This window comes from Nocardioides sp. Bht2 (assembly GCF_047308515.1).
In the GTDB taxonomy this organism is placed as follows: domain Bacteria; phylum Actinomycetota; class Actinomycetes; order Propionibacteriales; family Nocardioidaceae; genus Nocardioides.
On sequence record NZ_JBLBWI010000013.1, the window covers coordinates 103,892 to 117,593 of the forward strand.

The 13,702-nt window shown below is 69.7% G+C and carries 15 protein-coding genes, 1 tRNA gene and 1 pseudogene; 9 read left to right on the forward strand and 8 right to left on the reverse strand.

Annotated elements, in window-relative coordinates; all coding sequences use genetic code 11:
• Positions 1-8: 8 nt before the first annotated feature.
• The gene (locus ACLM5J_RS15740) at positions 9-797 is read right to left on the reverse strand and encodes an SDR family NAD(P)-dependent oxidoreductase (protein ID WP_413657415.1); all 789 of its coding nucleotides are present in this window, start codon (positions 795-797) and stop codon (positions 9-11) included.
• A 138-nt stretch (positions 798-935) separates the two neighbouring features.
• On the opposite strand from ACLM5J_RS15740, the gene ACLM5J_RS15745 reads away from it, so the two are divergent.
• A complete protein-coding gene (locus tag ACLM5J_RS15745) occupies positions 936-1,556 on the forward strand; it encodes a TetR/AcrR family transcriptional regulator (protein WP_413657416.1) in 621 nt (206 codons plus the stop codon).
• An 81-nt stretch (positions 1,557-1,637) separates the two neighbouring features.
• Here the strand turns inward: ACLM5J_RS15745 and ACLM5J_RS15750 are convergent, their stop codons facing one another.
• From ACLM5J_RS15750 to dacB, 6 genes are all read right to left on the reverse strand, one after another.
• Positions 1,638-2,432, reverse strand: a complete 795-nt coding sequence (locus ACLM5J_RS15750) for a hypothetical protein (protein ID WP_413657417.1) — start codon at positions 2,430-2,432, stop codon at positions 1,638-1,640.
• A gap of 19 nt (positions 2,433-2,451) precedes the next feature.
• On the reverse strand, positions 2,452-3,414 hold the full coding sequence (locus tag ACLM5J_RS15755) for a hypothetical protein (protein ID WP_413657418.1): 963 nt from the start codon (positions 3,412-3,414) through the stop codon (positions 2,452-2,454).
• Positions 3,415-3,419: 5 nt separating this feature from the next.
• Positions 3,420-3,971: a hypoxanthine phosphoribosyltransferase gene (gene hpt, locus ACLM5J_RS15760; protein ID WP_413657419.1), complete on the reverse strand. Its 552-nt coding sequence runs from the start codon at positions 3,969-3,971 to the stop codon at positions 3,420-3,422.
• Positions 3,972-4,078: 107 nt separating this feature from the next.
• Entirely contained in the window at positions 4,079-5,050 is a 972-nt protein-coding gene (tilS, locus tag ACLM5J_RS15765; RefSeq protein ID WP_413657420.1) for a tRNA lysidine(34) synthetase TilS, read from the reverse strand.
• Positions 5,047-6,093, reverse strand: a complete 1,047-nt coding sequence (locus ACLM5J_RS15770) for a zinc-dependent metalloprotease (protein ID WP_413657421.1) — start codon at positions 6,091-6,093, stop codon at positions 5,047-5,049. Before ACLM5J_RS15770 ends, tilS begins: the two co-directional genes overlap by 4 nt.
• 33 nt (positions 6,094-6,126) lie before the next feature.
• A complete protein-coding gene (dacB, locus tag ACLM5J_RS15775; protein ID WP_413657422.1) occupies positions 6,127-7,545 on the reverse strand; it encodes a D-alanyl-D-alanine carboxypeptidase/D-alanyl-D-alanine-endopeptidase in 1,419 nt (472 codons plus the stop codon).
• A 125-nt stretch (positions 7,546-7,670) separates the two neighbouring features.
• Between dacB and ACLM5J_RS15780 the strand changes: the two genes are divergently transcribed.
• A complete protein-coding gene (locus ACLM5J_RS15780) occupies positions 7,671-8,165 on the forward strand; it encodes an inorganic diphosphatase (RefSeq protein ID WP_413657423.1) in 495 nt (164 codons plus the stop codon).
• Between the two features lie 96 nt (positions 8,166-8,261).
• On the opposite strand, the gene ACLM5J_RS15785 is transcribed toward ACLM5J_RS15780, so the two are convergent.
• Entirely contained in the window at positions 8,262-8,723 is a 462-nt protein-coding gene (locus tag ACLM5J_RS15785) for a GatB/YqeY domain-containing protein (RefSeq protein WP_413657424.1), read from the reverse strand.
• 26 nt (positions 8,724-8,749) lie between these two features.
• On the opposite strand from ACLM5J_RS15785, the gene ACLM5J_RS15790 reads away from it, so the two are divergent.
• The 7 genes and pseudogenes from ACLM5J_RS15790 (at position 8,750) to ACLM5J_RS15820 (ending at position 13,604) form a co-directional block, all read left to right on the forward strand.
• Positions 8,750-9,661 carry a metallophosphoesterase gene (locus ACLM5J_RS15790; protein ID WP_413657425.1) on the forward strand — a complete coding sequence of 304 codons (912 nt, stop codon included), beginning with the start codon at positions 8,750-8,752 and terminating at the stop codon, positions 9,659-9,661.
• Between the two features lie 90 nt (positions 9,662-9,751).
• Positions 9,752-9,825 (forward strand) — tRNA-Pro (locus tag ACLM5J_RS15795).
• A gap of 140 nt (positions 9,826-9,965) precedes the next feature.
• Positions 9,966-10,334 carry a YciI family protein gene (locus ACLM5J_RS15800; RefSeq protein WP_413657426.1) on the forward strand — a complete coding sequence of 123 codons (369 nt, stop codon included), beginning with the start codon at positions 9,966-9,968 and terminating at the stop codon, positions 10,332-10,334.
• Positions 10,331-10,831 (forward strand): sigma-70 family RNA polymerase sigma factor, encoded by a 501-nt coding sequence (locus tag ACLM5J_RS15805; protein WP_413657427.1) that lies wholly within the window; start codon positions 10,331-10,333, stop codon positions 10,829-10,831. The genes ACLM5J_RS15800 and ACLM5J_RS15805 overlap by 4 nt, the downstream gene beginning before the upstream one ends.
• Before the next feature lie 33 nt (positions 10,832-10,864).
• A pseudogene (locus tag ACLM5J_RS15810) lies at positions 10,865-11,548 on the forward strand (DUF6596 domain-containing protein); the annotation flags it as partial.
• A 75-nt stretch (positions 11,549-11,623) separates the two neighbouring features.
• A complete protein-coding gene (locus ACLM5J_RS15815) occupies positions 11,624-12,694 on the forward strand; it encodes a hypothetical protein (protein ID WP_413657428.1) in 1,071 nt (356 codons plus the stop codon).
• Positions 12,695-12,710: 16 nt separating this feature from the next.
• A complete protein-coding gene (locus ACLM5J_RS15820) occupies positions 12,711-13,604 on the forward strand; it encodes a hypothetical protein (RefSeq protein ID WP_413657429.1) in 894 nt (297 codons plus the stop codon).
• Positions 13,605-13,702 lie beyond the last annotated feature (98 nt).

Sequence of the window (13,702 nt, forward strand, 5' to 3'; positions counted from 1 at the left end):
CTCGCTCCTCACATTCCCATTCCGCCGTCGACCGGGAGGCCGACGCCGTTGATGAACTTCGCCTGGTCCGAGGCCAGGAAGACGACGGCATCCGCCATGTCCTCGACGGTGCCGAGCCGCCCCGACGGGGTCAGTTCGACGACACCCGCGACGGCGTCACCGGGGGTCGGGAAGAGACCCAACTCGGCCATGTCGTTGGCCAGGCCGGCGCCCATCTCGGTGGGCACCAACCCCGGGTAGATGCAGTTCACCCGGACGCCGAGGCCGAGCTTGCCGCTCTCCATCGCGGCGACCCGGGTGATCCGGTCGACAGCGGACTTGGTGGCCGAGTAGCCGCCGATCGCCGGGAAGGCGATGGTCGCGGCGACCGAGGCCACGTTGATCACCACGCCGCCCTTGCCGGCCGGCCCCTCGGGGCCCATCGCCCGGAAGGCGTGCTTGATCCCGAGCACGGTGCCGAGCACGTTGACCTCGAGCATCCGGCGGATGTCCTCCGGCTCGATGTTGATGATCAGGCTGCTGATCTCGATCCCGGCGTTGTTGACCACGATGTCGAGCCCGCCGGTCTGCACGGCGGCGTCGACCGCGGACTTCCAGGAGAGCTCGTTGGTGACGTCGAGGTGGACGAAGTGACCGCCGATCTCGGCAGCGACGGCGGCGCCCTGGTCGTCGCGCAGATCGGCGATCACCACTGTTGCTCCGGCGGCGGCGAGCGCCCGCGCCATCCCTTCGCCGAGCCCCTGCGCGCCGCCGGTCACCAGTGCGGTGCGCCCGGCGAGATCGATGCTGCTGGCCATGAGTCCCCCTTGGTTCGTCGAGTGATGCGGCTCACACAATCGCACTTCCTTGACAGTCGTCAAGACTTTCCTTGTCAGTTGTCCAATTTTTTCTTGACGACTGTCCAGAGCGGCGTGCAGCGGATAGGCTCACCCGTCATGACGACCGCAACCACGCGTCGCACGCCTGCCGACAAGCACGACGAACGTCGCCGCGAGCTGGCGGAGTCGGCGCTGCGCACCCTCGGCGAGCTCGGCTACGCCAAGGCGAGCCTGCGCGAGATCGCGAACAACTCCGACTTCTCGCACGGGGTCGTGCACTACTACTTCGCCGACAAACTCGACCTGATCGTCTACTGCGTGCGCTACTACAAGGCCACCTGCGTGCACCGCTACGACGGCGTCGTCGCCGAAGCCACCACCGCCGACGGACTGGCCGGGGCGTTCGCGGACAAGCTGGTCGAGACGATCGTCGACGAAGCCCCGATGCACCGACTCTGGTACGACCTCCGCGCCCAGAGCATGTTCGAGGAGAACCTCCGCGAAGCCGTGGTCGCGATCGACAAGACCCTCGAAGAGATGATCTGGCGGGTGATCAGCACCTACGCCGAACTGGCCGGGCGGAGCCCCGCGCTCGCGCCGTCGGTCACCTACGGACTCCTCGACGGCCTCTTCCAGCAGGCGCTGCTCGGCTACCTCTGCGGCCGCGAGGGCGCGCTCGACGACCTCCGCGCCGAGGCGACCACGCTGCTGCCGATGCTGTTGACGCCGACCTCCTGACCCAGCGGGAGGAGGCTCGCAGAAGATCCGACGGCGTCGCGTCGACGACGTCGCGACCTTCCTCCCTGGCGGCAGAACACCTCAGGACACGGCGAAGCCGAGCCCACGTTCCTCGAGCGCTGCGGCCAGTCGGTCGAGTGCGATCGGCCCGACGCCGTGCAAGGCGGCCAGGTCGCCGCGGCTCCAGGCGGCGACGGACTCCAACGTGTGCAGGTCTGCTGCGCGCAGGGCGGCGGTCGCCGGCGCACCGATGGTGCGCGGCAACGGCGTCCCCACTCGTCGGGGCACCCGCTGCCGTGGCCCGTCCTCGGCGTCCAGCACCGCCTCACCACGCGGCGAGAGCCGGTAACCGATCGCCAGCGACTCGGTCAGCCCGCGCTCCTTGAGCTTGCGGACGTCACGCTTGAACTCGGCCGTCTCACGCCCCACCTCGGCGGCGAGCTCGGGCGCCCGGCGCTCCGGGTTGAGGTCGATCAGCCGCAACGTCGGCCGCGTCCACGGACCGATCGCCGAGGCGGCGTCGAGCCGGTCCAGCCCCGCGGCGATGGTGGCGATCTCCGCAGCGTCCGGGACCGCCTCCCGCAGGGCTTCGCGAGGATCGGCTCCGGCGAACCGCAGCCCGACCCGGAAGATCGACAGCTCCGCACGCGCCGCCAGCGCGGCCTTGAGCGCCGACAGCGAAGCCGCGCCACAACGGTCGGCGTCAACCGCCCGCAAGCCGCTCAGCGACACCTGGTCGACGCTGGTCACCTCGACCAGACCGACGGCGGTCCGCAGCTGCGTGCCCACCTTCACCCGGGCGCGGTCCCAACGCCGGAAGGCGAGGTCGATCTCACCGCGTCGGATCGCCTCGAGCTCTGCCGGTCGGATCAGCATGGCTCGACCCTAACCGCAGTCAGCGACGACGGCGGAGGAGTCGGCCCCAGCGGCTCGCCGCCTCGACCTCGACGTCACCGAGCGACATCCGGCCCTCGTGCACCTCGGCGATGGTGGTGTTCAAGCCCAACGCAGTGAGCAGCCGCGCCGACCAGTCGGCGTCGTTGGCAGCGGCGAACGCCGCGCCCACCGCCTCGGCATCGACGTCGGCGAACCGGCTCTCGGCCAGCAGCTCGGCGAGCGCCGAGCCCGCGACGCCCAGCGGCGCCGCCGCCCACGCCACGAACTCGTCGAACTCGTCGCCGTCCGCCGCGAACACCGGCCGTAGCTCGGCGGCGTCGAAGCTGAGCGCCATCGGCTGATCGGGCCGCAGCACGATCCCCGGCAGGGCCTCGCCGTCGCTCAGGACGTTGAGATGACGCAGCCCCCGGATCAGGCTCAGCACCAGCACCGGGTGCTGGCCCTCGCCGAAGTGGAGCCGGTGCAGCGCGGCGGTCGGCTTCGCGAAACCGGCGACCACGACGCCGTCCTGCTCGCAGTAGCGCAACGGCGAACCGGCGCTCTGGGCCCACTCCTGGGCCACCTCCTCCGCGGAGCGGCCACCGAGCGGCGCGCTGACCACATCGCCGACGGCGGCCGAGCGGTCCCGGGCGTCGTCGAGAGGCTTCCAGCCGGGCACGGAGAAGACCAGGTCGGAGCTCTCGATCCCGACCGCGCAGCCGGTGGCAACGGCCAGCGGCTCCAGAAGTTCAGCGAGCTCCGGCCCCGACTCGACGGCGTCGCCGACACGGCGCAGGACGCGGCCGTCGAGGTCGGCCAGCAGATACGCCTCGCGCGACGGCGGGTCGCCGACCAGCATCGACGAGACCGCCCCCAGCAGGCCGAGGTCGGCAAGCGCGTCGGCCACCTCGCCGGCGCTGCCGCCCTGTACCCCGGGGAAGAACTGGCACCCGAGGGTGACGAACCCGTCAGCTACCGCCATCGGGTTCAGGAGTAGACGTGCGGCGCCAAGGTGCCGATGTCCCGCAGGTTGCGGTACCGCTCCTTGTAGTCGAGGCCGTAGCCGACCACGAACTCGTTGGGGATGTCCCAGCCGACGTACTTCGGCTCGACCGGCATCGACAGCGCCTCGGGCTTACGCAGCAGGGTCGCGATCTCGACGCTGGCCGGGTTCCGGCTGGACAGGTTGGAGATCAGCCAGCTCAGGGTCAGACCGGTGTCGATGATCTCGTCGACGACCAGCACGTGACGGCCGGAGATGTCGGTGTCGAGGTCCTTGAGGATCCGCACCACACCCGAGGACTTGGTGCCGGAGCCGTAGGAGCTCACCGCCATCCAGTCCATCTCGACGTGGCGGCCCAGGGAGCGCGACAGATCGGCCATCACCATCACCGCACCGCGCAGCACACCCACCATGAGGAGGTCCTTGCCCTCGTAGTCGGCGGCAATCCGGTCGGCCATCTCCTGCAGCTTCGCCTGGATCTGCTCCTCGGTGAAGAGGATGTTGATCAGATCGCTTTCGACGTGGGCGGAATCCATGTCCGTCAGCCTGCCACATCGACCACGTCGGATCATCAGCCGGTGCTCGTTCCCTCCGCTCAATGTGACCTGAGCGTTCCGTTCTGCACGGAAACAGGACGCTGAGGTCACATTGAGCTGAGGAAGCGGATCTCGCCCTCGCTCCGCAACGCGCGCAGGTGGCCGGGCAGGTCGATCCACTTCTGGCCGCGCCACCCGGTGATCAGGCCGTCCATCGCGGCGACATGCTCAAAAGCCAGCTCCGCGTCGATCGCACCCGCCGCCACCGCCGCCGAACGGAGCACCCGGGTACGCAGCGCCTCCGGCAGACCGCCCAGGGCCGCGACCGAGAGGCCGGTCTCGGTGGAGCACTCGGTCAGCGACAGCCCGGCGAGCTGGTCCAAGAACTCCATGTCGGGCCGGAGCAGGTCGGCGGTCCGCGCCAACGCGGCCGCCACCCCCGGCCCGAGCTCGGCCTCCAACACCGGAAGCACTCGGCGGCGGACCCGGACCCGGGCGTAGCCAGGATCCTCGTTGTGCGGGTCCGACCACGCCTCGAGCCCCTCGACGAGGCACGCCTCCACGGTGTCGTCGCGGCTGACGTCGAGCAACGGGCGCCGGAACGGGCCGTAGCCGCGCCGCATCCCCGCCACCGAACGACCACCCGAACCCCGGGCCAGCCCGAGCAACACCGTCTCGGCCTGGTCGTCGCGGGTATGCCCGAGCAGGACGAGCGCCGACAACCGGTCCGCGATCTCGCCCAACACCTGGTAGCGCGCCTCGCGGGCCGCCGCCTCAGGGCCGATCCCGTCCGCGGAGACGGTGACCCGGGCGGTCAGCGTCTCGTCGACGCCGAGCGCGGCCAGCTGCGCCACCACCCGTCCGGCCTGCTCTGCGGAGCCGTCCTGGAGGCCGTGGTCGACGGTGGCGCCGACCACCCGCAGCCCGAGCTTGTGTCCCTCGAAGACGGTCGCCGCGGCCAACGCGAGCGAGTCCGCGCCGCCGGAGCAGGCGACCACGACGGTGTCGCCGGGCTCCGCCTCGGCCAACGCCGCGCGCACCCCGCGCCGCACCGCGGCCACCGCCGGATGCAGGCTCATCCGTAGATCCGCTTGACCCACAGCTCAGGTTCGAGGATCTCCGCCTTCGAGGGCAGGTTCTCGGCCTGCGCCCAGACGGCGTTGAAGCCCTCCATGCCGGTCTGGTCGACCACCTCACGGACGAACTTGGCGCCGTCGCGGTACTGCGCCATCTTCGCGTCCAGCCCCATCAGCCGCCGCAGGATCCGGTCCAACGGGCCGACGCCCTTGCGCCGTTGGGTGAACTTGCGGCGGATCGCCGCCACACTCGGGATCACCTCGGGGCCGACCCCGTCCATGACAACGTCGGCGTGGCCTTCGAGCAGCGACATCATGCCGGTCACCTGATCGATCAGCTCACGCTGCTCCGGCGAACTCACCATCTCCACCAGCGAGCCGCCACCAGAGCCCCCGCGCAACGCGGAGGCGACCTTCTTCACGCCTTCGTCCAGGGCGCCGTCCTCGGACTTCATCGTGGCCGCGATCTTCGCGACCATGCTCATCAGGTGCTCGCGCATCCACGGCACGGCGGTGAACTGCACCCGGTGGGTCTCTTCGTGCAGGCAGACCCAGAGTCGGAAGTCGGTGGGATCGGCGTCGAGTTCGCGCTCGATGTGGACCACGTTGGGGGCGACCAGCAGCAGGCGGCCGTACGGGTCGTAGAACGGATCGAACTGGCCGAGCACCCGGGAGCCCATGAAGCCGAGCAACAGACCGACCTCGGCGCCGGTGAGGCGGGAGCCGACCGTGCGACCGATCAGCCCCGGCTTCCGCTCCCCCATCACCTGACCGATCACCGGCCCCAGCGCGCGGGCGAACGAGTCGGCGTTGGCGCGGACCCAGTTCGCCCGGTCGACCACCAGGATCGGCGCCGTCCCCTCGGGCGCGTCCAGCCCGGTGAAGTCGCGGACCAGGCCGGTCGCCCGGTTCGCGCCGGCCCGCAGTTCCTCCACCGCCGCGCTTGCCTCGGCAGGGGTGACCTCCGGCCCGTCACCGACGATGCGGGTGCCGATCCGGACCGCGTAGTCCCAGTCGATGAACGACCCGCTGGCTGCCTCTTCCATGCCCTCGACCCTACGTGGCACCTGGAGGCGACGTCAGCCGCAACGGCAAGCCGCAAGCGCTGCCGAGAAGTCGTCGATCAGCCCACGGACGGCCAAGGTGTCCTCGATCTGGACCCGGTCCGCGAAGACGACGAAGGTGAAGACGGTTCCGTCCACCGCCTCGATCACGCCGGCGAAGCCGTGCACCCCGGTCAGGGTTCCGGTCTTGGCCCGGACCCGGCCGAGGCCCTCGGGGTTGCTCTTGGCGAGCCGGTTGGCTGCCGATCCGTTGAAACCGGCTACCGGAAGCCCTTCGATCACCGATCGCAGTTCCGGATGCTCCGCGGCCGCGTCGAGCACCCCGAGCAAGGTCCGGGCACTCAGCAGGTTGTCGCGCGACAGCCCGCTGCCGTCGAGGAGGCGGGCACCGGCCAACGGCACACCCAGCCCCTTGAGCACGGCGCGTACCGCCTGGGCACCCCCGGCGAAGGAGCCGCCCGCGCCCTCGGCGATGCCGACATGGTGCGCCAGCACCTCGGCGCCCTCGTTGTCGCTGACCGCGATCACCTGCTCGACGATCTGGCTCACCGGCGCGCTGTGCACCTCGGCCAGGACCGGCGCCTCGACGGCGGCGGTGCCGCGCTTGACGGCGCCGGCGACGGTGATCCCGGCGTCCCGCAGCTGCGAGGCGAAGAGCTGCGCCGCCGACGTCGCGGGCTTCCGCTCGTGTCCCCATCCGTCCCGCTTGTCGCCCTGGTCGACCCACAGGGCCGTGATCGGGGCGACCACACCGTCGGTGAAGTAGTCGGTCGGCCAACTGGGGTTGAGGTCCGGCCCGGTGAAGAGGGAGTCGTCGAAGCGGAGCCGGACCTTGGTCTGGCCAGCCGCAATCAACGCCGCAGCGGTCTGGTCGGCGAGGTCGCGGAGGTCGGCCTGCTTGGGCCACGCGGTCTTCTTCGCCGGTTCCGCCGCCAGGAACGGGTCGCCGCCACCGACCAGGGTCACCGTGTCGCCGACCGAGACCGTCCTGGTGGTGAAGGTGTGGCCCGCGCCGAGCGCGTCCAGGGCAGCGAGACCGGTCGCCAGCTTCATCAGCGACGCCGGGGTCCCGACCCCACCCTTGTTGTCGAACCAGACCCGGCCACCCGGTGAACCGACGGCGGCGACCACATGCGGCCCCCAGGTCTTCCGGTTGAGGATCTTGGCCACAGCCCGACGGATCGCCACTCGATCGGCTTCCACCGACGGCGCCGACGGCACCGCGACCGGACCGGCCGGCGTCGAGGCGGGCAGGTGCAGCTGCTCCGGAGCGGGGAGCTCCGCGGGCGACGAAGGTGCCTCGGCGGCGATCCCCAAGCGCTCCCCGAGGTCGTATTCGAACGCCGCGAACCCCGCCGCCAGGAGGCAGAGGACGAGCGCGATCGGGGCCCAGGTCAGGAGGCGCGAACTGTGGCGTGTGTCACTTTGTGCCACCCGAACTCCTTCGCTGAATGCATATTCGGCCCCATTGTGCGCGAAGATGGACGACGGCCCAGTCCCGGGGCCACGTTCTGTCATGTCTGGCGCAGGTGTCGTCGGAGTAGCTGTGGAGGATAGAAGTGCTCGAGTTCGACGTGTTGGTGGAGATCCCCAAGGGCTCTCGAAACAAGTACGAGGTTGACCACGTAACCGGTCGGATCCACCTCGACCGTTACCTCTACACCTCCATGGCGTACCCGGAGGACTACGGCTACATCGAGAACACCCTGGGCCTGGACGGCGACCCGCTGGACGCCCTGGTGATCCTCCCCGAGCCGACCTTCCCCGGTTGCATCGTCAAGGCCCGCGCCATCGGCGTCTTCAAGATGGTCGACGAGGCCGGCGGCGACGACAAGATCCTCTGCGTGCCCGCGGGCGACCCGCGCTTCGACCACCTCAAGGACATCGAGGACGTGCCGAAGTTCGAGCGGCTGCAGATCCAGCACTTCTTCGAGACCTACAAGGACCTCGAGCCGGGCAAGTCGGTCGAGGACGGTTCCGAGTGGACCGGTCGCGCGGACGCCGAGGCCGAGATCGAGGCCTCGATCGAGCGCTTCAAGAACTCCGAGCACTGAGACTCAGCACCAGGCTCACACAGAAGGGCGGCACCCGAACCGGGTGCCGCCCTTCTGACGTTCTCAGTCCGCACCATCGGCGCGTCCGGGTGTTGCTCAGGAGGCGAGCTGGCGCCGCACCTCAGCCGCCACCGCAGCGCCGTCAGCACGACCCTTGACCTGCGGCGTGACGACACCCATCACCTTGCCCATCGCCTTCATCCCCTCACCGGCCGCGCCTACCTTGACGATCGCGGCAGCGATCAGCTCACTGATCTCGACGTCGGAGAGCTGCTGCGGCAGGTACTCGGTGATCACCTCGAGCTCTGCGCGCTCCTTGGCGGCCATCTCGGTGCGCCCACCATCCTCGAAGGCCGTCGCGGCCTCACGCCGCTTCTTCGCCTCCGTGGAGAGCAGACCGACGATGTCGTCGTCGGAGAGTTGTACCTGCTCCTTGCCGGCGACCTCGGCGTTGGTGATCGCGGTCAGGACCATCCGGATCGTGGAGGAGCGCAGGTCGTCGCGCGCCTTGATCGCGGTGGTCAGGTCTTCGCGGAGTCGATCCTTCAAAGCGCTCATGTCCACCATTGTGGCAGCCTTGGGGAATGGTTTTCTCCCGGATTGTCGGCGCCGCCGCACTGGCTGGCCTGGCTCTGACCGGGTATGCGGCAGCCGAGGCCCGCGCCTACACGGTGCGGCGGGTCCAGATCCCGGTTCTGCCGCGCGGCGCCCGGCCGATCAAGGTGCTCCAGTTGACCGACCTGCACATGACCCCGGACCAGCGCGCCAAGCAGGAGTGGGTCCGCGGGCTGGCCGCACTCGAACCCGATCTGGTGGTCAACAACGGCGACAACCTGGCGCACCGCGACGCCGTCCCCGTGGCGCTGGACGCCCTCGGCCCACTACTTGAGCTGCCCGGGGTCTACGTCTTCGGCTCCAACGACTACTTCGAGCCCCGCCTCCGCAACCCGCTCCAGTACCTCTTCCCCGACACCGGGTTCCGGCACACGCACGTACCGCAGCTGCCGTGGCGCGACCTGCGTAGCGGGTTCGACGCGGCAGGTTGGACCGACCTCACCAATCTGCGGACCACGCTCACGCTCGGTGATCTCGAGGTCGCGTTCGCCGGTGTCGACGATCCGCACCTGAACTATGACGACCTCGACGGCGTCGCCGGCCCGGCCGACGCCGAGGCCGACCTACGGCTGGGGATCGCCCATGCGCCGTACCTGCGGGTCCTCGACCAGTTCGCCCGCGACGGCTACGACGCGATCCTGGCCGGGCACACCCATGGCGGGCAGGTCTGCCTGCCGTTCTACGGGGCGCTGACCACCAACTGCGACCTGGAGCCGGCCCGCGCCAAGGGGCTGCACCGGCACCCCGCCGCCTCCCGCGACGGCGATCCCGGCTCCAGTTGGCTGCAGGTCTCGGCCGGCGTCGGCACCAACCCGTATCTGCGGCTCCGGGTCGCCTGCCGCCCCGAGGCCACCCTGATCACCCTCGCCCCGCGCAGCTGAGCACGGCGTTCCGTGCCCCGATTTCGGCGACACCTTCAAGCTCCGGTATGCTCCTTTCCGTTCACCGGTTAACCCCTGGTTGCCGGTGATCGGGCTGTGGCGCAGCTTGGTAGCGCGCTTCGTTCGGGACGAAGAGGCCGCAGGTTCAAATCCTGTCAGCCCGACAGATGAACCCGGCGAATCCTAGGATTCGCCGGGTTTCTGTATTTTCCGGCGCCTTCGTCTTGTCACACTGTCGTATCTGCGCATCTGGCGACGACCACGTTGCACACGCCCCGACCGGGGGCCTGAGCAAGGAGCTGAGATGAAGTACCTGATCCTGATGCAGATCAACCCCGCCGTTCTGGAAGCGCTGACCCCCGAACAGCAGCAGGCCCTCGGCGACGGGCACACCGCGTTCGTCAACGCAGCCAAGGAGAACGGCGAGTTCATCAGTACCCAGGCCTGCGCCGACCCGAGCCGCTCGAAGGTGGTCCGCGCCGTCGACGGTATCCCCACGGTGAGCGACGGCCCGTTCGTCGAGGCCAAGGAGTTCCTCGGTGGCTTCTACCTGGTCGACGTCGAGAACGAGGAGCGCGCCGTCGAGCTGGCGTTGCAGATCCCCGACGTGCAGATCCCGGGGCTCGCCGTCGAGATCCGGCCGGTGATCTTCGCCGACCTCGGCGACGGATGACCCAGCCGATGAGCCAGGAGCTGTGGCGCGAGCTCGTGCCGCAGACCCTGGCCCGGTTGGTCCGACGCTACGGCGCGGACCAGTTCGACCACTGTGAGGACGCTGTCCAGGAGGCCGTGCTGGAGGCGCATCGGAGCTGGGCCACCCGGCCCCCGGACGACCCGCAGGCCTGGCTGGCAACCACGGCTCGCCGCCGCTACATCGACCTGATCCGCACCGATCGGCGTCGCCGAGAACGGGAGCAACGCGTCGCGCTGCTCGACGAACCGCTGACCGCAGGCAGCGTCAGCAGTGAGAGCGACGACGCGCTGCTGCTCCTTCGGCTGTGCTGCCACCCCGCGCTCCCCCGAACCGGCCAGGTGGCACTGACCTTGCGCGCCGTCGCTGGGCTGAGGACCGAACAGATCGCCAACGTCTACCAGCTCCCTGAACCGACCATCGCGCAGCGGATCACCCGCGCCAAGCAGCGCCTCAAGGAGCACCGGGACGCGCTCTGACCGGCCCAGCCGCCGGGTGCCGCCGTCTTCGATGTCCTGTACCTGATGTTCACCGAGGCACACCACACCACGACCGGAGCGCCCGCGCAGGATGCCGATCTGGCCGCCGAGGCGATCCGGCTGACCCGGCTCCTGGTCACCGCGCTGCCCGGCTCCACGGAGGCTGCAGGGCTGCTCGCCCTGATGCTGCTCACCGAGGCGCGCCATCCGGCCCGGGTCGGCGACCGTGGGCAACTAGTGCCGTTGGAGGAACAGGACCGCTCACGGTGGGTACCGGCGATGGTGACCGAAGGGCTCGCCCTTCTTGATCGCTCCGTGCGCGGCGCGCAGCCTGGGCCGTACCTGCTCCAGGGGTGCATCGCCGGACTGCACGCTTCCGCTCCCAACGCAGCGGCAACCGACTGGGAGGAGATCCGCGCGCTCTACACCGTGCTCGACCAGGTGACCGGGAGCCGGAACCCGACGATCCGGCTGAACGCGATCGTCGCGCTGGCGATGACCGACGGCACCCCGGTGGCGCTTGATGCCCTTACCGAGTTGGCGTCCCAACACCCGGCTCTACCCCGTCTGGAGTCGGTCCGTGCCCATCTCCTGGCCCGCGCCGGATGCCGGGAAGAGGCGGTTGAGGCCTACCGGGCAGCGATCGCGGCCACGGTCAACGCAGCCGAGCGCGACTACCTGCGCGACAAGCTCCGCCACCTCCTCGGCCCGGTCTGATCCTGCGGCTCTCTGCCAGGTGGGAGGCCTCGGTTTTCCCCGCCAAAGAGCGCCTTGCGTGGCAGACTTCGGCGCATGGCTGACAAGGACCGTCCCGACGACGCCCCTCAGTTGGAGCTGCCGAGTCTGGGCTCGATGTTCCGACGCAAGAAGAAGGGGGCTCCGGCACCCGCTTCCTCGGGCACCGATCGGCCGAACGCACCGACCGCCGAGGATTTCGAGCGGCTGGTGCAGGCTCCTAAGGAGCCGGTGGAGGCTCCGGTTGTCGAGGCTCCGGCTGCGGAGGCTCCGGCCGCCGAGGTCGCCGAGGTCGCCGAGTCGGTTCCCGCTGAAGCGCCGGTCGAGGCCGACGAGCAGGTGGGCGAGGTCGTGGTCCCCGCCGAGCCGGTGAACGAAGCCGAGGCCACCGCGGTGATCCCGGTCGCCGAGCCTGAGCTCGCGCCCGCCGTCGAGCCTGTGGTCGAGCCGGTCGCTGCCGCCAAGCCTGCCGTCGTCGAGCCCGTGGTGGAGACCGAGCCCGCGGCAGAGCCCGAGGTCGCCCAGGCGCCCGTCGTCGAGGCCCCCGCAGCCGAGGCAGCACCGCAGCGCGGCCGCTTCGGCAAGCGCAAGGAACCGGTGGCGGCAGCAGCAAGTGCAGCCGCAGCAGCGCCTGCGCTGAGCAGCGAGACGAGCACCGCCGTCGATGAAGAACCGACGGCTGCGCTGCACGCCGACGAAGTCGATGCGGACGATGAGAGCGCCGACGACGGGTGGCGGTTCCTCAGTCTCCCCGAGCTCAGCGGCCCGATCGCGGCCGCGATCACCGGTGCCGTCGTCGGACTGCTCGGCGTCGGTCTGACCTACTTCGGGATGGCCGGCTGCGAAGCGATCAAGGGCACCAGCTCGTGCGGCGGCTCGGGGATCGGTGTGCTGATCCTGATCCTGATCGCCCTGGTCGCCGTCGGCAGCCTGCTACTGACCGCCTGGAAGATCACCGATCCGACGAGCACCAGCTTCCTCGCCGTCGGCCTGCTAGCGGTGATCTGTCTGCTCTTCCTGATCGAGGTGCTGATGTCGCCCGCGATGATCGTCGTGGTTCCGATCATCACCGTGGTCACCTTCCTCGCCTCGCATTGGGTCACCACCAACTTCGTCGAGGACGAGTAGGCAGAGCAGCGTGCCAATGCCCCCTGAGCAGGTGGTGTACCGGTTCCGCACGGCCACCATCCCTATCCTGGCTGCCCTCACAGTCACCCTGATCGTGGCGTCCCTGCTGGCCTCCCGATCCTGGGCCGATGGCGAGCGCGCACTGGCCCTCGTCCACGGAACCATCGCCGTCGCGCTCGCGCTCTGCGTGATCGCGACTTCACGCAGCGGGCTCCTGACCGCCACCGCCGACCGGCTGGCGTGGCAGAGGTTCACCCGGCGGAGCATCGCCGCAGCAGAGATCACCGACCTCGAAGTCGTCACCGGCCAGAGTGGCCGGTCGACCTACAGTTGGCCGCTGATCCACACCTCGACGAAGGCGATCGAACTGCGCAGGTTCCGGGTCGCTCTCGACAGGTCCGACGAACTCCACGCGGTCCTACGGCAGATGAAGTCGGTCCTTGCCCTCAGTGCGCCTCAGGCCGACGAGACGGAGGCCGTCACCCCGCCGTTGCGCGTCGCACGTCCGACAAGTGTTCTCCTGATGACGATCCTCGTTCTGGCATCGTGTCTCGCACTGACCTTCCTGCGTCCGGGACCGACCGAGGGCCACCCACTCTCAACCGTTCTGATCGTCGGCTTCGTCGCACTCACGGCGGTCCTCGGCCGTTGGCTCCAGGGAAGCGCGGTCGTGGTCGACGACGCCACGGTGCGCCAGGTGGGCGGTAGCGAGGTCTGTCTCGCCACCTCGGCGGTCACCTCCTTCCGGGTGGAGCCTCGCCCCGGCGTCCTCACCGTTGCCGCGCTGGTCGCGGACACCGAGGCAGGCGCGGTGATCTTCCACGGCATGGTCGCCACCTGGGGCCAGACCCAGCACCTCGAACGCATCGCCGCCCAACTCAACGCCCGCCTCCAGCCCACCCTCGTCTAACCCACCCCGAGATAGTCCCTGACGAAAAGCCCCTGAAATCGGCGGCGGGGTCAAGGGGTGGAAGCAACTCTGGTTGAGGAGTTGTGGATGGTGAGGGG

Coding starts and splice junctions, on each gene's coding strand:
- ACLM5J_RS15740 (WP_413657415.1), bottom strand. CDS start 797: ATGGCCAGCAGCATCGATCTCGCCGGGCGCACCGCACTGGTGACCGGC.
- ACLM5J_RS15815 (WP_413657428.1), top strand. CDS start 11,624: ATGGCTGACAAGGACCGTCCCGACGACGCCCCTCAGTTGGAGCTGCCG.
- ACLM5J_RS15805 (WP_413657427.1), top strand. CDS start 10,331: ATGACCCAGCCGATGAGCCAGGAGCTGTGGCGCGAGCTCGTGCCGCAG.
- ACLM5J_RS15785 (WP_413657424.1), bottom strand. CDS start 8,723: ATGAGCGCTTTGAAGGATCGACTCCGCGAAGACCTGACCACCGCGATC.
- ACLM5J_RS15800 (WP_413657426.1), top strand. CDS start 9,966: ATGAAGTACCTGATCCTGATGCAGATCAACCCCGCCGTTCTGGAAGCG.
- ACLM5J_RS15790 (WP_413657425.1), top strand. CDS start 8,750: ATGGTTTTCTCCCGGATTGTCGGCGCCGCCGCACTGGCTGGCCTGGCT.
- tilS (WP_413657420.1), bottom strand. CDS start 5,050: ATGAGCCTGCATCCGGCGGTGGCCGCGGTGCGGCGCGGGGTGCGCGCG.
- ACLM5J_RS15755 (WP_413657418.1), bottom strand. CDS start 3,414: ATGGCGGTAGCTGACGGGTTCGTCACCCTCGGGTGCCAGTTCTTCCCC.
- hpt (WP_413657419.1), bottom strand. CDS start 3,971: ATGGATTCCGCCCACGTCGAAAGCGATCTGATCAACATCCTCTTCACC.
- ACLM5J_RS15820 (WP_413657429.1), top strand. CDS start 12,711: ATGCCCCCTGAGCAGGTGGTGTACCGGTTCCGCACGGCCACCATCCCT.
- ACLM5J_RS15750 (WP_413657417.1), bottom strand. CDS start 2,432: ATGCTGATCCGACCGGCAGAGCTCGAGGCGATCCGACGCGGTGAGATC.
- ACLM5J_RS15770 (WP_413657421.1), bottom strand. CDS start 6,093: ATGGAAGAGGCAGCCAGCGGGTCGTTCATCGACTGGGACTACGCGGTC.
- ACLM5J_RS15745 (WP_413657416.1), top strand. CDS start 936: ATGACGACCGCAACCACGCGTCGCACGCCTGCCGACAAGCACGACGAA.